The organism is Quadrisphaera sp. DVD1 (assembly GCF_058932755.1).
Genome location: NZ_JBZYWI010000009.1, coordinates 17,149 through 36,358, shown reverse-complemented (window position 1 = coordinate 36,358; position 19,210 = coordinate 17,149). Strand labels below are relative to the sequence as shown.

Annotated in this window: 17 protein-coding genes and 1 pseudogene; 12 read left to right on the top strand and 6 right to left on the bottom strand. The window is 71.9% G+C overall.

Annotated features, from left to right (window positions below):
• The 3 genes from AC5FZL_RS02070 to AC5FZL_RS02060 form a co-directional block, all read left to right on the top strand.
• The coding region (locus tag AC5FZL_RS02070; RefSeq protein ID WP_493616906.1) for a response regulator transcription factor at positions 1–207 on the top strand (207 nt) is incomplete at its 5' end.
• Between the two features lie 182 nt (positions 208–389).
• A complete protein-coding gene (gene guaB, locus AC5FZL_RS02065) occupies positions 390–1,910 on the top strand; it encodes an IMP dehydrogenase (RefSeq protein ID WP_493616905.1) in 1,521 nt (506 codons plus the stop codon).
• A 75-nt stretch (positions 1,911–1,985) separates the two neighbouring features.
• Entirely contained in the window at positions 1,986–3,110 is a 1,125-nt protein-coding gene (locus AC5FZL_RS02060; protein ID WP_493616904.1) for a GuaB3 family IMP dehydrogenase-related protein, read from the top strand.
• 14 nt (positions 3,111–3,124) lie between these two features.
• Here the strand turns inward: AC5FZL_RS02060 and AC5FZL_RS02055 are convergent, their stop codons facing one another.
• The gene (locus AC5FZL_RS02055) at positions 3,125–4,852 is read right to left on the bottom strand and encodes a glycerol-3-phosphate dehydrogenase/oxidase (RefSeq protein WP_493616903.1); all 1,728 of its coding nucleotides are present in this window, start codon (positions 4,850–4,852) and stop codon (positions 3,125–3,127) included.
• Positions 4,853–5,004: 152 nt separating this feature from the next.
• On the opposite strand from AC5FZL_RS02055, the gene AC5FZL_RS02050 reads away from it, so the two are divergent.
• The 6 genes and pseudogenes from AC5FZL_RS02050 to AC5FZL_RS02025 all read left to right on the top strand — a co-directional run.
• Positions 5,005–5,739, top strand: coding sequence for an MIP/aquaporin family protein (locus AC5FZL_RS02050; RefSeq protein ID WP_493616902.1), 735 nt, complete (start codon positions 5,005–5,007; stop codon positions 5,737–5,739).
• A 38-nt stretch (positions 5,740–5,777) separates the two neighbouring features.
• Positions 5,778–7,295, top strand: coding sequence for a glycerol kinase GlpK (glpK, locus tag AC5FZL_RS02045; RefSeq protein WP_493616901.1), 1,518 nt, complete (start codon positions 5,778–5,780; stop codon positions 7,293–7,295).
• Positions 7,296–7,310: 15 nt separating this feature from the next.
• Positions 7,311–8,093 (top strand): SDR family NAD(P)-dependent oxidoreductase, encoded by a 783-nt coding sequence (locus AC5FZL_RS02040; protein WP_493616900.1) that lies wholly within the window; start codon positions 7,311–7,313, stop codon positions 8,091–8,093.
• Positions 8,094–8,311: 218 nt separating this feature from the next.
• Complete coding sequence (locus AC5FZL_RS02035; RefSeq protein ID WP_493616899.1) at positions 8,312–8,626, top strand: helix-turn-helix domain-containing protein; 315 nt, start codon at positions 8,312–8,314, stop codon at positions 8,624–8,626.
• 92 nt (positions 8,627–8,718) lie between these two features.
• Positions 8,719–9,138, top strand: coding sequence for an MBL fold metallo-hydrolase (locus AC5FZL_RS02030; protein ID WP_493616898.1), 420 nt, complete (start codon positions 8,719–8,721; stop codon positions 9,136–9,138).
• Positions 9,132–9,188, top strand: a pseudogene (locus AC5FZL_RS02025) (hypothetical protein); the annotation flags it as partial. The gene AC5FZL_RS02030 and the pseudogene AC5FZL_RS02025, both read left to right, overlap by 7 nt.
• Positions 9,189–9,274: 86 nt before the next feature.
• On the opposite strand, the gene AC5FZL_RS02020 reads toward AC5FZL_RS02025, so the two are convergent.
• The 5 genes from AC5FZL_RS02020 to AC5FZL_RS02000 all read right to left on the bottom strand — a co-directional run bounded on the left by AC5FZL_RS02020 (position 9,275) and on the right by AC5FZL_RS02000 (position 15,402).
• On the bottom strand, positions 9,275–9,628 hold the full coding sequence (locus AC5FZL_RS02020; RefSeq protein WP_493616897.1) for a DUF202 domain-containing protein: 354 nt from the start codon (positions 9,626–9,628) through the stop codon (positions 9,275–9,277).
• The gene (locus AC5FZL_RS02015) at positions 9,625–9,999 is read right to left on the bottom strand and encodes a YidH family protein (protein ID WP_493616896.1); all 375 of its coding nucleotides are present in this window, start codon (positions 9,997–9,999) and stop codon (positions 9,625–9,627) included. The genes AC5FZL_RS02020 and AC5FZL_RS02015 overlap by 4 nt, the downstream gene beginning before the upstream one ends.
• A complete protein-coding gene (locus AC5FZL_RS02010; protein WP_493616895.1) occupies positions 9,996–10,961 on the bottom strand; it encodes a formylglycine-generating enzyme family protein in 966 nt (321 codons plus the stop codon). The genes AC5FZL_RS02015 and AC5FZL_RS02010 overlap by 4 nt, the downstream gene beginning before the upstream one ends.
• A gap of 133 nt (positions 10,962–11,094) precedes the next feature.
• Complete coding sequence (locus AC5FZL_RS02005) at positions 11,095–13,536, bottom strand: glycoside hydrolase family 3 C-terminal domain-containing protein (RefSeq protein WP_493616894.1); 2,442 nt, start codon at positions 13,534–13,536, stop codon at positions 11,095–11,097.
• Positions 13,537–13,620: 84 nt separating this feature from the next.
• Positions 13,621–15,402 (bottom strand): sulfatase, encoded by a 1,782-nt coding sequence (locus AC5FZL_RS02000; RefSeq protein ID WP_493616893.1) that lies wholly within the window; start codon positions 15,400–15,402, stop codon positions 13,621–13,623.
• A 379-nt stretch (positions 15,403–15,781) separates the two neighbouring features.
• Between AC5FZL_RS02000 and AC5FZL_RS01995 the strand changes: the two genes are divergently transcribed.
• The 3 genes from AC5FZL_RS01995 to AC5FZL_RS01985 are packed head-to-tail and all read left to right on the top strand — an operon-like array spanning position 15,782 to position 19,197.
• Positions 15,782–17,347, top strand: coding sequence for an ABC transporter substrate-binding protein (locus AC5FZL_RS01995; RefSeq protein ID WP_493616892.1), 1,566 nt, complete (start codon positions 15,782–15,784; stop codon positions 17,345–17,347).
• A gap of 3 nt (positions 17,348–17,350) precedes the next feature.
• Complete coding sequence (locus AC5FZL_RS01990; protein ID WP_493616891.1) at positions 17,351–18,304, top strand: ABC transporter permease; 954 nt, start codon at positions 17,351–17,353, stop codon at positions 18,302–18,304.
• Positions 18,301–19,197 carry an ABC transporter permease gene (locus AC5FZL_RS01985; RefSeq protein WP_493616890.1) on the top strand — a complete coding sequence of 299 codons (897 nt, stop codon included), beginning with the start codon at positions 18,301–18,303 and terminating at the stop codon, positions 19,195–19,197. Before AC5FZL_RS01990 ends, AC5FZL_RS01985 begins: the two co-directional genes overlap by 4 nt.
• Positions 19,198–19,210: the final 13 nt, after the last annotated feature.

Genomic DNA, 19,210 nt, shown 5'->3' with positions numbered 1-19,210 from the left:
GCCGGCGCGACCCCCGCGCTGACCGAGCGCGAGCTGCAGGTGCTCACCGGCATGGGCCGCGGGCGCAGCAACGCCGAGATCGGCAAGGAGCTGTTCCTCTCCGAGGACACGGTCAAGACCCACGCCCGCCGGCTGTTCCGCAAGCTCGAGGCGGCGGACCGGGCCCAGGCGGTCGCGCGCGGCTTCCGGCTCGGCGTCGTGCAGTGACGCCGCGCTGACCCCGCGCTGATCCCGCACGGATCCCGCGCTGACCCCGCGCTGACCTCCGACGCCCGCGGCGGTGGGTGGATCCACGCCCGCCCTCACCGCGCACGGGGCGTCCCTGTGCCCGTCTGACGGGCACAGGGACGCCCCGCGCGCGTCAGGGGGGTCGGCGCCGCGCGGCTAGCATGGGCCGGGTGACCGGCACGCACGACGCGCTCTCCGACAAGTTCGGCACCACAGGCCTCACCTTCGACGACGTGCTGCTCCTGCCCGGGGAGAGCGACGTGGTGCCCAGCGCGGCGAACCCGCGCTCGCGGGTGTCCAAGCGCGTGGAGGTGGCGATCCCGCTGCTGTCCAGCGCGATGGACACCGTCACCGAGTCGCGGATGGCCATCGCGATGGCCCGCCAGGGCGGCCTCGGGGTGCTGCACCGCAACCTCTCGCCCGAGGACCAGGCGGCCCAGGTCGACCTCGTCAAGCGCTCGGAGTCCGGCATGGTCACCGACCCGGTGACCTGCGGGCCCGAGGCCACCCTGGAGCAGGTCGACGCGCTGTGCGGGCACTACCGGATCTCCGGCGTCCCGGTCGTCGACGAGGACGGCCACCTGCTGGGCATCGTCACCAACCGCGACCTGCGCTTCGAGACCGACCGCACCCGCACGGCCGGCCAGGTGATGACGCCGATGCCGCTGGTCACCGCCCCGGTGGGCACCTCCGGCGAGGACGCCATGGCGCTCCTGGCGCGCCACAAGGTCGAGAAGCTCCCGCTCGTCGACGACGCGGGCCGCCTGCGCGGGCTGATCACCGTCAAGGACTTCGTCAAGCGCGAGCAGTACCCCCTCGCCACGAAGGACGACGCCGGCCGCCTGCGCGTCGCCGCCGCGATCGGCATCTTCGAGGGCGCCTGGAAGCGCGCCATGCTGCTGGTCGAGGCCGGGGTCGACGTCCTGGTCGTCGACATGGCCCACGGCCACTCCAAGGCGGTGCTGGAGATGGTCCGGGCGCTCAAGGCCGAGCCCGCGGCCGCGCACGTCGACGTCGTCGGCGGCAACGTCGCCACCCGCGCGGCGGCCCAGGCGCTGGTCGACGCCGGCGTGGACGGGGTCAAGGTCGGCGTCGGCCCGGGCTCGATCTGCACCACCCGGGTCGTGGCCGGCGTCGGCGTCCCGCAGGTGACCGCCATCGCCGAGGCCGCCCAGGCGTGCGCGCCGGCCGGCGTCCCGGTGATCGGCGACGGCGGCCTGCAGTACTCCGGTGACATCGCCAAGGCGCTCGTCGCCGGCGCGGACACCGTGATGCTCGGCTCGCTGCTGGCCGGCTGCGAGGAGAGCCCGGGCGACCTGGTCTTCGTCAACGGCAAGCAGTTCAAGACCTACCGCGGGATGGGCTCCCTGGGCGCCCAGCAGACCCGCACCGGCGCGCGCTCCTTCTCCAAGGACCGCTACTTCCAGAACGACGTGGCCACCGCCGAGCTCTTCGTCCCCGAGGGCGTGGAGGGCCAGGTGGCCTACCGCGGCCCGCTCGCCGCGGTCGCCCACCAGCTCGTCGGCGGCCTGCGCCAGTCGATGTTCTACACCGGCGCCTCCACGGTGCCCGAGCTCAAGGAGCGGGGCCGCTTCGTGCGGATCACCTCCGCCGGGCTGAAGGAGTCCCACCCGCACGACGTGCAGATGGTGCTCGAGGCCCCGAACTACACCGGCCACTGAGGTGGCCCCCACCGCGCGAGCAGCGCGCCCGCAGACGCACGGCGGCCCCGAGGCCGCCCCCGGACAGGAGCTGGTGTGACCGAGATCGAGATCGGCGCGGGCAAGCGCGGTCGCCGCGCGTACTCCTTCGACGACATCGCGGTCGTGCCGAGCCGGCGCACCCGCGACCCCGAGGTGGTCTCGGTCTCCTGGCAGATCGACGCCTACACCTTCGACCTGCCGGTGCTCTCGGCGCCGATGGACTCGGTCGTCTCGCCGGCCACGGCGATCGCGCTGGGCCGCCTGGGTGGCCTCGGGGTGATCGACCTCGAGGGCTTGTGGACCCGCTACGCCGACCCCGAGCCGCTGCTGGCCGAGATCGCGACGCTGGACCCGGCGCGCTCGACCCAGCGCATGCAGGAGCTCTACGCCGCGCCGATCGACCCGGACCTCATCACCGAGCGCCTCGCGCAGGTGCGCGAGGCCGGGGTGGTCGTGGCGGGCGCGCTGACCCCCCAGCGCACCCAGCAGCTGTACAAGACCGTGGTGGATGCCGGGGTCGACCTCTTCGTCATCCGCGGCACCACGGTCTCCGCCGAGCACGTCGCCGTCGAGGGGCGCGAGCCGCTCAACCTCAAGCAGTTCATCTACGAGCTCGACGTGCCCGTCGTCGTCGGGGGAGCGGCCACCTACTCCGCGGCCCTGCACCTCATGCGCACCGGTGCGGCGGGCGTGCTCGTCGGCTTCGGCGGCGGCGCGGCCCACACCACCCGGGCGACCCTGGGCATCCACGCCCCGATGGCCAGCGCCGTCGCCGACGTGGCCGCCGCGCGGCGCGACTACCTCGACGAGTCCGGGGGCCGCTACGTGCACGTCATCGCCGACGGCGGCATGGGTCGCAGCGGCGACGTGGTCAAGGCGGTGGCCTGCGGCGCGGACGCCGTCATGCTCGGCGCCGCGCTGGCCCGGGCGACCGAGGCGCCCGGGCGCGGCTGGCACTGGGGGCCGGAGGCCTCGCACCCCGAGCTGCCCCGCGGCGAGCGGGTCCAGGTCGGCACGGTGGGCTCGCTGCAGGAGATCCTCCTGGGCCCCGGGCGCACCGCCGACGGCACGACGAACCTCATCGGGGCGCTGCGCCGGGCGATGGCCACGACCGGCTACTCCGACCTCAAGGAGTTCCAGCGGGTGGGCGTGGTCGTCTCCCCGTACCAGCCCACCTGACCGGCCCGGCCGGGTCAGCCGGTCTGCGTGACCAGCATCGGGCGCGAGTCCGGTGCTGCCCGCCGGGCGGCGTCCGCGGCCTCGTCGTCGGGCAGCTCCTGGGAGGCGCGCTCGGCCTCCACGCGCTCGGTGTACGAGCGCACCTCGGCCTCGACCCGCGCGTCGTCCCAGCCGAGGACGTCGGCCACCAGGGACGCCGCCGCGCGGGCCGCGGCGGTGCCCCGGTGGGAGTACTCGATCGACATCCGGGTGCGTCGGGCCAGCAGGTCGTCCAGGTGCAGGGCGCCCTCGTGCGTGGCGGCGTAGCGGATCTCGGCCCGCAGGTAGTCCTCGGCGCCCTCGAGGGGCTCGAGCAGCGAGGGGTCGGCCTCGCCCAGGGCGAGCACGTCCAGCGCCATCGAGCCGTAGCGGTCGAGCAGGTGGCGCACCCGCCACTGGGGCACCCCGTGCCGCTCGGCCAGGTGGGGCAGGGAGTTCACCAGCGCGTGGTAGCCGTCCGCGCCGACCAGGGGCACCCGCGCGGTCACCGAGTCCGGCACGCCGGCGCCGAGGTCCTCGCGGGCGGCGTCGACGGCGTCCTTGGCCATCACCCGGTAGGTCGTGTACTTGCCGCCGGCGATGGAGATCAGCCCCGGCTGGGGCCGGGCGACGGCGTGCTCGCGCGAGAGCGAGCTGGTGCCCTCGGACTCCCCGGACAGCAGCGGGCGCAGCCCCGCGTAGACGCCGCGCACGTCGGCGTGGGTCAGCGGCGTGGTCAGCACCCGGTTGGCGTGCTCGAGGATGTAGTCGATGTCGGCGCGGGTGGCCGCCGGGTGGGCGCGGTCCAGCGACCAGTCGGTGTCGGTGGTGCCGATGATCCAGCGGGTGCCCCACGGGATGAAGAAGAGCACCGAGGTCTCGGTGCGCAGGATCAGCCCGGTCTCGCTGGCGAAGCGGTCGCGCGGCACGACGATGTGCACGCCCTTGGACGCCCGCACGTGGAAGCGGCCCCGGCCCCCGGCCAGGTGCTGGACGTCGTCGGTCCACACGCCGGTGCAGTTGATGACGACGCGGGCGTGCACCTCGCGGGTGGCGCCGCTCTCGACGTCGCGCACGGTGGCGCCGACGATGCGGTCGCCCTCGTGCAGCAGCCCCACCACCTCGGTGGAGGAGCGCACGACGGCGCCGTAGTGCGCCGCGGTGCGCACCACCGTCATCGTGTGGCGCGCGTCGTCGGCCTGGGCGTCGTAGTAGCGCAGGGCGCCCTTGAAGGCGTGCGGCTTGAGCCCCGGGGCCAGGCGCAGCGCGCCCGAGCGGGTCAGGTGCTTGTGCAGCGGGACGGCCCGCGTGCTGGTCAGCCCGGCCATCGCGTCGTAGAGCGCCATCCCGGCGCCGATGTAGGGCCGCTCCCAGAAGCGGTGGTTGAGCGGGTAGAGGAACGAGACGGGCTTGACCAGGTGCGGCGCGATCGTGGTGAGCATGAGCTCGCGCTCGCGCAGCGCCTCGTGCACCAGGGCGAAGTTGAGCTGCTCGAGGTAGCGCAGGCCGCCGTGGAAGAGCTTGCTCGATCGGGAGGAGGTGCCCGAGGCCCAGTCCCGCTGCTCGACCAGCGCGGTGCGCAGGCCGCGGGTGGCGGCGTCGAGCGCGGCCCCGGCGCCGGTCACCCCGCCGCCGACGACGAGCACGTCGAAGGGCGCTGCGCCGAGGTCGTCCCAGGCGCGGGACCGCTGCTCGGGCCCGAGGGCGTCGTCGTGGTGGCTCACGGTTCCTCCGCTCCACGAGCCGCCCGTCCGGGCCGGCCCGTGATCGACTCCCCCTTGCCGGGGGTGGTCGCTCAAGAGTAGGACTGCTCCCCAGCGGCTGGACAGCGCGCTGGGCGACGGGGCCCGGTGCGGAGGGAGCCGTGGAGGCGGCTGTGGATCCATCGCTCGGTCAGGTCTTCGTCTCAGAGGTCATCGGCACCGCGCTCCTCCTGCTCTTCGGCATCGGCGTGGTCGCCAACGTCCTGCTGCGGGAGACCAAGGGGCGGGGCGCGGACTGGCTGCTCATCAGCTTCGGCTGGGGGCTGGGCGTCTTCGCGGGCGTCTACGCCGCCTACCGCTCCGGGGCGCACCTCAACCCCGCCGTGACGATCGGGCTGTGGGTGTCCGGTTCGGAGACCTACGCCGAGGGCGTCGACGTCACCTTCACCACGACCCTCGTGTACCTCGCCGGCGAGTTCCTCGGGGCCTTCCTCGGTGCGGTGCTCGCCTGGCTCGTGTACCGCCAGCACTACGACGCCCACGACGTGCCCGGCGAGAAGCTGGCCACGTTCTCCACCGGGCCGGCGATCCGCAGCTACGGCTGGAACCTCGTCACCGAGGTCATCGCCACCTTCGTGCTGATCTACCTCGTCCTCATCCTCGGCAACACCCCCACGGAGACCGGGCCGCTGGCCGTCGCGCTCATCGTCGTCGGCATCGGCGCCTCCCTCGGCGGCCCGACCGGCTACGCCATCAACCCCGCGCGCGACCTCGGCCCCCGCGTCGCGCACGCCGTCCTGCCGATCCGCGGCAAGGGCGGCAGCGACTGGGGCTACTCCTGGGTCCCCGTCGTGGGCCCGATCATCGGCGCCGTGCTGGCGGGCCTGCTGGCCCGCGTCGTCGCCTGACCCCCGTCGCCCAGAACCCGACCCGAAGGAGCACTCCGGTGGCCGAGCACATCGCCGCGATCGACCAGGGCACCACGAGCACCCGCTGCATGATCTTCGACCACTCGGGAGCCGTGGTCGGGGTCGGGCAGAAGGAGCACCAGCAGATCTTCCCCAGGGCGGGGTGGGTCGAGCACGACGCCGCCGAGATCTGGGACAACACCCGCGAGGTCACCGGCCAGGCGCTGGCCCGGGCGAACATCGGTGCCTCGGACCTGGCCGCCGTCGGCATCACCAACCAGCGCGAGACCGCCGTGGTCTGGGACCGGAAGACCGGGAAGCCGATCTACAACGCCATCGTGTGGCAGGACACCCGCACCGGCCGGATCATCTCCGAGCTCGGCGACCTCGGCGGAGGGGCCGACCGCTACAAGGAGAAGGTCGGGCTGCCGCTGGCCACCTACTTCGCCGGCCCCAAGGTGCGCTGGATCCTCGACCACGTCGACGGCGCCCGCGAGCGCGCCGAGCGCGGCGAGCTGCTCATGGGCACCATCGACTCCTGGCTGCTGTGGAACATGACCGGCGGCCCGGACGGCGGCCAGCACCTGACCGACGTCTCCAACGCCTCGCGCACGATGCTCATGGACTACCGCACCCTGACCTGGGACGAGGACATCGCCGCGGAGATGGGCATCCCGGTCGCGATGCTGCCGGAGATCCGCTCCAACTCCGAGGAGTACGGCCGGGGCCGCAAGGCCGGGTTCATGGCCGGCGTCCCGATCGCCGGGTCGCTCGGAGACCAGCAGGCGGCCACCTTCGGCCAGGTCTGCTTCGAGCGCGGCATGGCCAAGAACACCTACGGCACCGGCAACTTCCTGCTGCTCAACACGGGCGAGGAGGCCGTGTCGTCGAAGAACGGCCTGCTGACGACGATCTGCTTCAAGATCGGCGACCGCAAGCCCGTCTACGCGCTGGAGGGCTCGATCGCGGTCACCGGCTCGCTCGTGCAGTGGGTGCGCGACAACCTCGGGCTGATCGGGAGCGCGGCCGAGATCGAGGAGCACGCCCGCAGCGTCGACGACAACGGCGGGGCCTACTTCGTCCCGGCGTTCTCCGGCCTGTTCGCCCCGCACTGGCGCTCCGACGCCCGCGGCGCGCTCGTGGGCCTGACCCGGTACGTCAACAAGGGCCACCTGGCCCGCGCGGTCCTGGAGGCGACGGCCTTCCAGACCCGCGAGGTGGTCGACGCGATGAACGCCGACTCCGGCGTCGACCTCACCGAGCTGCGGGTGGACGGCGGCATGGTGGCCAACGAGCTGCTCATGCAGTTCCAGGCCGACATCCTCGACGTGCCGGTCGTCCGGCCGAAGATCGCCGAGACCACGGCGCTGGGCGCCGCCTACGCCGCCGGCCTCGCCGTGGGGTTCTGGGCCGACGAGGCCGAGCTGTCGACCCAGTGGGCCGAGGACAAGCGGTGGGAGCCGGCGATGGACCCGGCCGAGCGCGACCGCACCTACCGCAAGTGGGGCAAGGCCGTGCAGCGCACGCTGGACTGGGTGGACGACGACGACGACTGACCGCAGGGTGGCTCCATGAGCCCCTCACCCCTGCACGTCCTCGTCACCGGCTCCAGCGACGGCATCGGCCGGCGCACGGCCCAAGACCTCGTCGCCGCCGGCCACCGGGTGCTCCTGCACGCCCGCAGCGAGGCCCGCGGGCGCGAGGCCGTCGAGGCCGTGCCGGGCGCCGACGGCGTCGTGCTCGGCGACCTCACCTCCCTCGCCTCCACCCGGGCCCTGGCGGAGGCGGTCGCCGAGCGCGCGCCGCTGGACGCCGTCATCCACAACGCCGGGGTGGGCGGCTCCGGCGAGCGGGCCGTCACCGAGGACGGGCTGTCCCGGATCTTCCAGGTCAACGTGCTGGCTCCCTACCTCCTCACCGCACTGGTGCCCGCGCCGTCCCGGCTCGTCTACCTGACCTCCGGGCTGGAGGCGAACGGTCGTCCCGACCTGGACGACCTGCAGCACGAGCGGGGCCCCTGGAACGGCATGCAGGCCTACAGCGACTCCAAGCTGTGGGACGTCGTGCTGGCCTTCGCCGTGGCGCGCCGGTGGCCCTCGGTGCTCTCCAACGCCGTCGACCCCGGGTGGATCAAGACCCGGATGGGCGGGCCGTCGGCGACCGACGAGCTGCCCGAGGGCGCGGCCACGCAGGTGTGGCTGGCCACCAGCGACGACCCGGCCGCCACGGTGACCGGGCGGTACTTCAAGCGCCAGCGCGAGCAGCAGGCCCACCCGGCCGCCTCGCGCGAGGAGGTGCAGGAGGGCCTGCTCACCGCCTGCGCGAAGCTCACCGGGGTCGACCTGCCGGGCTGACGTGGGGGCGCCCGGTCCTGAGGGGCGCCAGCAGGAGCGCCTGCTGCGGGTGGCGCCCTGCGCGCCGCGAGCGCTGGGGGACGTGCGTGGGCCGCCGGCGCTCGCCGGTGACGGATCGGCGAGGACCGGGTCGCCCCCGGCAGGGGATCCCGTTGCGGACGGCGCCGTGGTGGTCGAAGCGGTCTCGGGATCCTCGGTCCACGCCCTCGGCTCCGTGGGTGGACGTGGGGCGGGGCGCGGTCCAAGGTGGCCTGGTGCTGCTGCGCTGGGTGATCGGTGAGTGCTTGCGCCAGGCCCGGCAGGAGCAGGGCCGGACCCTGCGGGACGTCGCGGAGGCCGCCGGGGTGTCGATCGGCTACCTGTCCGAGGTCGAGCGCGGCCGCAAGGAGCCCTCTTCGGAGGTGCTGGCCGCGATCTGCCGGGCGCTGGGCCTGGACCTCGTCGACCTTCTGGTCGCCGCGCAGCTGGAGCTCGCGCGCTGGCGCACCCCGCGGCTGGTCACCAGTCGCGGCGAGGTCGCCCTCGCTGCCTGAGGCGCACCACCCGGGAGCGGATCTCCTGACAGCGAAACGGGCCCGGATGGTGTCACGCTGAGCCTTAGCGTCGCGGCACGGACGTCGTCGAGGTGGTTCCCGGCCTGCACCTGCTGCGCCTGGGCATCAGCAACGCCTACCTGTGGCAGGACCCTGGCGGCATCACCCTGATGGACACCGGGCCGCCCGGCAGCGGCCCCGCGATCACCGCGGCCCTGCAGGGGCTGGGCCACCGGCGTGAGGACGTGCGACGGGTGGTGCTGACCCACTTCCACGACGACCACGCGGGCTCTGCCGCCGAGGGCGCCGCCTGGGGAAGCGCCAGCGTCCTCGTCGGCCGTGGCGACGCGACCTTCGTCCGCGGCGAGGCACCGGGGCCGCCGGTCTTCACCGGAGCGGAGGCCCGGCTGCACGCCGTCGTCGCCGCGGACCTGGCCCCGGCGCCGGCCTGCCCGGTCGACGAGGAGGTCGGCGACGGAGACGTCCTGGACTCGCCGGCGGCGCCGTGGTGATCGCCGTTCCCGGTCACACCCCGGGCAGCATCGCCCTGCATCTGCCTGCCCACCGCGTGCTGATCACCGGTGACACCATCGCCGAGCACCAGGGCGACGTCGTCCTGGGGCCGTTCAACACCGACCAATGGGGGAGTCAGGAACGGAGGCCGCTCCGGTCGAGGACGAGCAGCAGTGCCGACACCCCGATCACGAACGAGCCGGTGGCGGTCAGCGCGACGAGGAGCCCTCCGGGGGCGCTGACCAGGTGGCCTTGGCGGAGCAGCGATTCCTGCACGCGCCGGGCCCTCACCTTGGCCGCAGCGAACAGCATGAACGCGAGGGTCATGCCCACGGCGCCGACGGCCAGAGCGGTCGCCCCGGCGACAGGGGCCAGGAGCCGAGTGCCAGCGAGGGCCCCGACGGTCAGAGCCAGGGCGGTGCGCTGCCAGGCGAGCGCGGTCCGCTCCGGCTGCAGCCCGGGGTCGAAGACCTGCTCGGCCCTAGTCATCGCAGCAGCACGGCGAGCCCGACCAGCACGCCGGTGGTCGCGCAGCCCAGCACGAGGGGGGCATTCAACCAAGGCGCCGACAGCGGCTGGCCCAGGCGCATGGCTCGTTCGTCACGGCCCCATCCCCACCACGCCTGTGCAGGCGCGAGCAGCCCGAGCACGATCAGCACGAGCGCCGCCGCCAGGCGCAGGTCAGGCTGCAGGGGCAGGGAAAGCGTTTCCAGAGCCACGCCAGCAGCCATGAGCGCCAGGGAGGTGCGGATCCAGGCGAGGAAGGTCCGCTCGTTGGCGAGGCTGAAGCGAGGATCTGGCTCCTGGCCCACGCCGTAGACCCGGGACGGGAAGCGGCGCGGTGCCTCCTCCGGCGTCACAGCGCTACCGTCCGGAACCCGGCGTTGCCCATCGAGGAGTCGGGCGTGTTCGACGAGCGCGCGGCGTTGCGGTACCGGTTGCAGTACGAGTCGTGGCACAGGTAGGAGCCACCCCTGAGGGAGCGGACTGCACCGGACTCGGGTCCGCGAGGCTGCGCTGCAGCAGCGCCCGCTGGAGCCTGCCGGTAGGCGTGCGGTGAGTAGGCGTCCGCGCACCACTCCCACACGTTGCCCACGGTCTGCCACAGGCCGTAGCCGTTCGGCTCGTAGGAGCGCACGGGTGCGGTGGTCAGCCACCCGTCGTCCTTGGTGTTGAGGGTGGGGAACGTGCCTTGCCAGATGTTGCACCGCCAGGAGCCGTCAGCGTGGTGCAGCTCATCGCCCCAGGGGTAGCGGGCGCTCTCCAGCCCGCCGCGCGACGCGCGCTCCCACTCGGCCTCGCTGGGCAGCCGCCGGCCGGCCCAGGCGCAGTAGGCCTGTGCGTCGTGCCAGCTGATGTGGACGGCGGGGTGGTCCTCGCGGCCGACGACGTCAGACTCCGGCCCCTCGGGGTGCCTCCAGTCGGCTCCTCTGACCCCCAGCCACCACGGTGTGCCCGGCGCCGACCCCACGACGTCACCGGCTGCAGCACGCACCACGAGGTGGAAGACCGCGGAGTACCCGAACTCCTCCGCCTCGGTGCGGTGACCGGTCGCCGCCACGAACCGCTCGAAGTCGGCCACGGTCACGGTCGTGGCGTCGATGGAGAACGCGTCCAGCTCCACCAGGTGGACAGGCCGCTCACCGTCGCGGAGACGCCCATCGCCCTGGGCGTCCCCCATGGCGAAGGTCCCTGCGGGAACCTCGCACTGTTCCACGTCGTGGCACCCGGCTGCGGACGACGCCACGGCGGCGGGCTGCCGCCGAGCTGCGGCGGGGGAGCGGGGGGCGCAGCAGGAGGAGGAGTCGCTGGGCTCCGTCATCATCACCTCTGTCGACAGGGGGGTTCTTCGGCATGGCCGGGCCGCGGAAGCCTGAGCCAGCACTCCGCGGTCGTCCAACAGCATCTGGCGCGCCCGCCCCGTCGGAGGGTAGGGCGCCCTCGGTGCCGACCCGTCACACCAGCTCGATCTCGACGCTGGAGTCGACGTCCGTCGCTGATCTGGCCACGAGCAGGGTGAACACTCCGGGCTCGTAGCACCACTCACGGTCCTTCCAGTGGGCGAACGCGCGGGCTGGGACGACCAGGTCGAGGGTCGTGGTGTCCCCGGCATCCAGTTCGACGGTGTCGAAGGCCACGAGCCAGCGCTCGGGGCGTTCGATCGCGCTGCTGGGGCGAGCGGCGTAGATCTGGACGACGTGCTTGCCAGGACGCGGTCCGGTGTTGTGCACCTCCACGCGCACCACCGCCTCGCCCCCAGCGGTCACGTGAGGCGTCACGGAGTGGACGGCCGTCTCCCACGTGGTGTAGCCGAGACCGAAACCGAAGGGGTACGCGGGCTCGGCCCCTGCGCGGAGCCAGGCCCGGTACCCGATGTGGATGCCCTCGTCGTAGTGCAGCACCCCGCCGGAGGGTGTGGTCTCGAGAACAGGCACGTCGACCTGCCGCTGCGGCCACGTCGTCGGCAGGCGCCCGCCGGGCTCGGCCGCTCCGACGAGCACATCGACGAGCGCGTTGCCGTACTCCTGGCCACCGAACCAGGTGAGCAGCACGGCGGCGACCTGGTCGCGCCAGGGCAGCTCCACCGGCGCTCCGGCGTTGACGACCACGACGGTCCTGGACTGCGCGGCTGCGACGGCCGCGACCAGCGCGTCCTGCCGACCCGGGAGCTGGAGCGAGTCGCGGTCGTAGCCCTCTGACTCCACCTTGTCGTTGGTGCCCACCACCACGACGGCGAGATCGGCGGAGGCCGCTGCGGCGACGGCCTCCTGGAGCAGTTCCTCGGGGGCGCTGTCGTCGGGCACGAGTCCGAACGTCACCGAGAGGGCCCCGTCGAACGTGGCAGATCCCGCGAACTTCTCCACGACCACCTCGATGGGGCGTCCCTCGGTGACCCGCAGTCGGGCTGACGTCGCCGGAGGCGCGAGGAGCGCTGCCCCCAGGTCGTCGCCCACCGGATGGATCACGTCCTTCAGCAGATGCTGCCCGTCCACGGTGATCGCCACCGGACCGACCGAGCTGACGCCCAACAGCACCTCGCCGGTCGTCTCAGGCGTGTACCGCGTGTGCATGCGCACGCGGTCGCTCGAGCCGACCGGGGCGTCTCCGCCGATCCAGACGAGAGCCGTCGAGCGTCGGTCCTCGGCGAACAGCTCCTCCTCGCCCAGGTGGAAGCTGACACGCACGCCAGGCTGACCCGTCACGGGGTTCTCGAGCCGCTCGAGCGGCAGTTCAGCCACGCCATCGTGGACCACTGCGCCCGCGGCGTACGTTATCTCCGCGTCGGGGAACCTCGCGGTGACCGCGTCGAGGGGTGACACGACGCTCTCGGGGAGGACGGTGGCCGACCCACCGCCCTGGATGCGGGCGAACCGTGCGTTGTGGCCGATGACCGCGATCGAGCGGATGCCGGCGGTCGCTAGGGGGAGCACGCCCCTGTTGCGGACCAGCACGGTCCCGGCGGCGGCGGCCTCGCGGGTGAAGGCGACGGCCTCTTCCACGTGCGCTGGCGCCAGGACCTCGGCGTCGAAGCCCTGGAGGGCGCCCACCCGGGCGGCGAGCGTCAGCAGCCGCAGCACCTTGCGATCGATGGCCGACTCCTCGACCACCCCTTGGCGCACCGCCTGCACGAGGGTGTCTGTCCAGCTGCCCGTGGGCCCCGGCATGGCCAGGTCCTGTGAGTGCTTCGCGCTGTTGACGCTGCGCACGGCGCCCCAGTCACTGATGACGACGCCGTCGAACCCCCACTCGGAGTTCAGTGGAGTCTCGAGCAGCTCGTTCTCCGTCGCTCGCGCTCCGTTCACGGAGTTGTAGGCGCTCATCACCATCCATGCCCGCGACTCGACGACGGCCTTCTCGAACGCGGACAGGTACACCTCACGAAGCGCGCGCTCGTCGACTCTGACATCGACGGTGAACCGGTCGGTCTCGGAGTCGTTCGCCACGTAGTGCTTCGGGCAGGCGCCGACGCCGTTGTCCTGAGCTCCCTTGACGTAGGCGGCCGCGAGGTCGGCGGTGAGCAGCGGGTCTTCGCTGAAGGCCTCGAAGTGTCGGCCGCCCAGTGGGGAGCGGTGGAGGTTGATGGTCGGTCCGAGGATGACGTCCACGCCCTTCCGCCTGGCCTCGTTGGACGAGGCTGCGCCGTAGCGGCGGGCGATGTCGCGGTCCCAGGTGGCGGCGAGCGACGTCGCGGAGGGGAAGCTCACGGACGGGTCGCGCTCGTCCCACCGCGCTCCCCGCACGCCGGACGGTCCATCGCTGACGACGATGCGGCGGAGACCGATCTTCTCCATGGGGCGTGTCGACCAGAAGTCACCGCCGGTGAGCAGCAGGACCTTCTCGTCGAGGCTGAGCCGGGAGAGCAGATCGGCGAGGCGGGGGTCGTGGGGAGTCGTCACAGGGCACCGTGCCTTCGCAGTCAGGAGAGGCGGAGATCGGGGGTTGTCGCAGTGAGAGCAGCGACCGGCTCGCTGTTCCCGGGGTCAGGCGACTGGGGGCACGGTCGACAGGGCGTCGTCGAGCGCGTGCAGCTCACGGGCGCGCAGAGACGGCGTGAAGGCGGCGAGGTCGAGCAGTGTGCTGCCCGGCAGGACGCGGCTGAGGTGGGCGACCGCGACGCCGATCCGGTCGATCAGCATCGTGCGGATGCCCGGCACGGCCATGAGCTCGGACAGCTCGCTGTTCACCGACGGGAACCCGTCCCGGAAGGCGGCAGCGCCGGGCAGCGGGGCGCGCGCGTCGTCGTAGAGCTTCCGCTGCTGTGCGGCCAGGAGGTGCTCTGGGCCGGCGTGCCCGGTCTCGGGCAGACCCAACCGCTCGTACTGCGATGCGGGGGCGTCCGAGTCGCGCAAGCCGTCCAGCAGCATCTCGATCATCCGCAGCTCCAAGGCGTCGTCGAGGATGGGGCGCTGCTGCTCGGGGTCGTCCTGGAGGTCGAACAGGACGGTCCCGAAGGCGTACGGGTTGCCGAACGGCAGACCTGGCAGGCGCAGCACCGGGGCTCCGCGGGTGAAGGGCAAGGGGCCGACGAGCTCGGCGTCGGCCAGCTCGGCGACGTCGAACCGCGAGGACATGTGGGTGGGCATCAGCGTGTGCTCGAGCAGAGGCGCGTTCTCCGGCGACGCGCACGCTCGCATGTAGACGTAGCGGCCGTCCGTCACGTTGACGTGTCCGCCGAACACGCCGAAGAGACCGGCCGGGCGACCGGGCTGGTCGCTGGCGATGATGCTCGACAGGCTGTTGCCCTGCATGCGCTCGGTCTTGTCGACGCCGAAGTGGTCGAGCAGCGTCGGCCCGATGTCGATCGTCTGCACGAGAGCGTCGCGCCGCTCCCCCGCGACCCGCGTACGCGGGTCCCAGACGAACAGCGGGGTGTGGATGTTCTCGTCGTACCAGGGCTGCACGTTCTTGCCCCACCAGCCGTGCTCGCCCAGCAGGAAACCGTGGTCGGTGCCGACGATCAGCATCGTGTCGTCCCACATGCCGTGCCGGTCCATGGTGTCGAGGACCCTGCCGAGGGAGGCGTCGCACATGGTCAGCAGGGCGGCGTACTCGTCGCGGACGTGGTCGACGACGTCCGCGTCCTCCGTGGCCCGGCGGTAGTCCGGCCAGTCGAACACGGGACCGGTGTAGTCGGAGAGCCCGCTGTAGTGCCGACGATGCTCGTCGTAGGAGAAGAAGGGCTCGTGCGGGTCGAAGCACTCGATCTGCAAGAACCAGCCGTCGTCGCGGTGGTTCGTCTCGATGAAGTCCAGCCCCGCGTTCACGGTGAGCGTCTGCGGGTGGTCCTTCTCGTCCTGCAGGTGCTGCCGGTTGACGAGGTCCTGCCGCCACAGCTGGTGTCGCAGCCGCCGCGGACCTTCCGGATCGACCGGATCGGCGACCTGCCCCTTCCAGGCGTCGCCCTCCTGCCCGCGGAAGAACTCGTACGTCGAGAACCGGTTGTGGTAAGTGGCGCCGCCATCTTCCCAGTAGTGCTGGTGGTCGGTGACGAGGTGAGCGTGGACTCCGGCCTGCTTGAGCATCTCGGGGATCGAGTCGTCGAACGGCTCCAGCGGACCCCAGGACCGGTGCAGGAAGTTGTACCGGGCGGTGTGCAGCTCGCGGCGCGCGGGCATGCAGGGCATGCTCCCCGCATAGCAGTTGTCGAAGGTCACGGTGTGTGCCGCGAGCCGTTCGAAGTTGGGAGCATGGACGCCCTCGGCTCCATAGGGCGGGAGGAACCGCCGGTTCAGGGTGTCGAAGAGCACGAAGATCGCTCTCATCGGGTGCGCTCCCGTCGGTCCGGCGCTGCGCCTGTCATGTGGGAGATCGTCATCCCGTCTCTCCTTTGAGATCGGCAAACCTAGCGAGCACTCGGTCAGTTGTACCACGCACGGACCGGCGGTGCCCAGGGCGGCGCCGGCGGGTGTCGGTCGCTGACCAGGCAGGCACCCGGGACCTCCGGTGCGCACGGGGCTCGATGGCGGCAGTGCTCCGCGGCGCAGCTCCAGGCGCCGCGATGCGGCTCGCCCCGGCGTCGGGGTCGTCGCCACCGTGGCTGATCCGTGACCTAGCAAACCTAGCGAGCACACGGTTAGTTCTGTAGTGTCCGCGGCGGGCCTCGGTCGTGGCCGCTTTCTCAACGTTGAGGAGAAATCACCGATGATGTCGACCCACAGGACGCGTGCGCGCCGCAACATCGCTGCGGCTGTGACCCTCGCTGGCGTCATGCTGGTCAGCGCGTGCAGTTCCGCTGTCTCGCAGGGCTCTGAGGGCTCGCAGGGTTCGGCTTCGGCTGAACCGGTCGACGGCGGCACCCTGGTGGTGGCACAGGCCGGAGAGCTCCAGCCGGGCGTCGTCCTCGGTCTGCGCGCTGGGAACGCCGCGTGGCTGCCCAACGTCTTCGAGCCGCTGACCCGGATCGTGGACGGCGAGCCCACGGGCGTCCTGGCGAGCGACTGGGAGTTCTCTGCTGACAACTCCACTCTCGACATCACGCTCCGTGACGACGTGACGTTCCACAGTGGCCGGCCGATGACCGCCGAGGACGTGAAGTGGACGTTCGAGAAGACGAAGGACCCGGCTGCTGGGTCGCAGGTCGCCAACATCGCGGCGAACTTCGCTTCGGTCGACGTCCTCGACCCGCACAGCCTCCGGATCACCTTCGCCACTCCTGCGAACCAGGCGACGCTCTTCGACTACTTCGAGATGACCTACATCGTCGATCCCGAGACCTACGACGGGCTCGCGGACGGATCCCAGGTGGTCGGCACCGGCCCCTACCAGTGGTCCGAGTACGAGCCGGGTGTCTCCCTGACGCTGACCCCCTACGAGGACTACCGGGACGCCGACGCCGCGCACCTCGACGCGATCGAGGTCCAGCTGGTCGGTGACAGCACGGCGCAGCTGTCCGCGCTGCGCAGCGGCCGGGCGCAGATCGCCGCAGGGCTGGGCCTCACGGACGCCGTCGGCTTCGAGTCGGACCCGGGGTACAGGCTCGTCGACGCCGCGGGGACGATCTACACGCTCGGTGTCGACGTCACGCAGGAGCCCTTCGACGATGTCAAGGTGCGCCAGGCCCTCGCGTACGCGATCGATGACGAGCGGATCAACGAGCAGGTGTACGCCGGCCTCGGCGAAGTGACGGACCTCTTCTGGGCGACGGATGCGCCCGGCGTCGAGCAGGAGCAGGTCAACGGGTACGACTACGACCCCGAGCGGGCGAAGGAGCTCCTCGCTGAAGCGGGCGCGGAGGGTGCTGAGGTCGTGATCACGGTGGTCGCCCTCCCGGCGATCCAGAGCGAGTACGAGATCATCGCGAACAACCTCACCGAGGCGGGGTTCTCGCCACGCGCGAACGTCGTGGACGAGGCGACGTTCAACTCCCTGCAGAACCAGTCGGCCCTGGGGCAGGCGTTCCTGCTCCTGCATGGCCAGGTCGGTTTCAGCCCGAGCACCATGCTGAACTCGCTGCCGTCGCTCCGCGCGAACAACCCCTCCCACTTCGACTCGCCCGAGTACCAGGCTCTTCGGGAGGCGTACCTCTCAGCGCCCGAGGGCGAGGCGGAAGCGGCGCTCGCCGAGCTCACGGACTACATCCTCGAGCAGGCCTGGAACGTGCCTCTGCTGCAGGCTCCGGGCGAGATCGTGGTGTCCAATGAGCTGCAGGGCATGAGCACGACGGCCCGGGGCTACATGCTGCTCGGCGACGCCTTCCTCCAGGACTGAGCGGTGGCCCGCTTCCTCCTGCGCCGGCTGCCGTCACTGCTGCTGGTCGTCGTCGCCAGCTCGATCATCGCCTTCATCCTGCCTCGCCTCGCGCCCGGCGATCCCGCCGCGGCGCTCGCCGGAGCTGATGCGACGCCTGATCAGGTGGCGGCCATCCGGGCCGAGGCGGGTCTGGACCGTCCGCTCGTCCAGCAGTACTTCGACTGGGTGTCCGGGATGTTCCGAGGCGACTTCGGCGACTCGTACCTGCTCAGCCGCCCGGTGTCCGAACTGATCCTGAGCAGGCTCTCGAGCACGCTGGAACTGGCCGGTCTGGCGACGATCATCATGATCATCGTCGGGCTCACGCTCGGGGTGCTGGCCGGTTCGCCTCGGGGGCGGGTCTCGCGCGGGCTGCTCGACGTGGTCACCACGGTGCTGCTCGGCACGCCGCCCTTCCTGACCGGCCTCCTGCTGATCCTGGGACTGGGCATCGCGTGGCGGGTGCTTCCCGTGAGCGGCGAGATCTCCGTGTTCGAGGACCCGGGGATCGGCATCCAGTACCTGATCCTCCCGGCCATCGCGCTCGCGCTGCCGCAGGCCGCCATCGTCGCGCGCCTACTGCAGACGTCGATGCAGAGCACCCGGGGCGAGGACTTCGTCGACCTGGCCATGGCGAAGGGGGCCACCCCGCGTCGGATCACCTACCGGCACGTCCTGCGCAACAGCCTCGGTGCGGGGATCGTCGCCATCGGCCTGCGCATCGGGGAGCTGCTGGGCGGCGCCATCGTGATCGAGGCGATCTTTGCCCGCAACGGACTGGGTCAGCTCGCCGTGCAGAGCGTCCAGGACCGCGACTACTTCGTGCTGCAGGCCTTGATCCTCGGCGCCGTCGTGATCGCCGTGCTCATCCAGATCATCACCGAGATCGTCCTGGCTTCGCTCGACCCGCGCATCCGACTGGAGGCAACATCGTGACTGTCGACTCGACCGTGTCGCCGGAGGCTCCGCCGCCGGAGATCGACTCCACGAAGAAGCGCGGACGTCTGAGCCCGAGTGTGCGCCGGTACTTCGCGGCCTTCCGGTCGGCGAAGGGCCGCATCGCGGTGGTCATCCTCAGCGTGATGGTGGCCGCGGCGGTGCTCGCCCCTCTGCTGTTCCCCGGGGGCTACGACGCGCAGACCCGCGAGTCGCTGCTCGGCCCGTCGGTCGCCCATCCGTTCGGCACCGACGAGCTCGGGCGGGACATCTTCGTCCGCGCCCTCTACGGGCTCCGGTCGGACCTCAGCATCATCGTCGTCGCGGTGCCGCTCAGCCTGGTGATCGGGACCGCGCTCGGCCTGGTCGGTGCTGTCTCGCGCGTCGCCGGATCCGTCGTCCAGCGCGTGCTCGACATCATCCTCGGGTTCCCCGGTCTCGTGCTCGGCATCTGCATCGTGCTCGTCCTCGGCGCAGGCTGGACCGCGCTCGTGGTCGCCATCACGATCATGGGGTTGCCGGCGTTCGGGCGGATGGCCCGGGCTGCTCTCCTCAGCCAGATGAGCCGCGAGTACGTGACGGCGGCGAGCACCCTCGGGGTGAGCCGGGGGAAGATCCTCGTCCGCCACATCCTGCCCAACGCCCTCGACCCGATCCTCGTGCAGGGGGCGGTGTTCGTGGTCGGCGCGATCTTCATCGAGGCGGCGCTCAGCATCGTCGGCCTGGGGATCCAACCGCCGAGGCCGTCCCTGGGCACGCTGCTCAACGTCGGCATGCGGTACATCAACCAGGCGCCCACGTACATCCTGGGCCCCACCGCCGTGCTGCTCCTGCTGGCACTCGCGTTTAGCCTCCTGGCCGACGCCCTCAACGAGACGGTGAACCGAAAGTGACGACCGCCGCATC

Bases quoted from the DNA above. Each gene is read 5' to 3' on its own strand.
- guaB (WP_493616905.1), top strand. From the start codon at position 390: ATGGGCCGGGTGACCGGCACGCACGACGCGCTCTCCGACAAGTTCGGC.
- AC5FZL_RS02040 (WP_493616900.1), top strand. From the start codon at position 7,311: ATGAGCCCCTCACCCCTGCACGTCCTCGTCACCGGCTCCAGCGACGGC.
- AC5FZL_RS02020 (WP_493616897.1), bottom strand. From the start codon at position 9,628: ATGACTAGGGCCGAGCAGGTCTTCGACCCCGGGCTGCAGCCGGAGCGG.
- AC5FZL_RS02010 (WP_493616895.1), bottom strand. From the start codon at position 10,961: ATGACGGAGCCCAGCGACTCCTCCTCCTGCTGCGCCCCCCGCTCCCCC.
- AC5FZL_RS01995 (WP_493616892.1), top strand. From the start codon at position 15,782: ATGATGTCGACCCACAGGACGCGTGCGCGCCGCAACATCGCTGCGGCT.
- AC5FZL_RS02000 (WP_493616893.1), bottom strand. From the start codon at position 15,402: ATGAGAGCGATCTTCGTGCTCTTCGACACCCTGAACCGGCGGTTCCTC.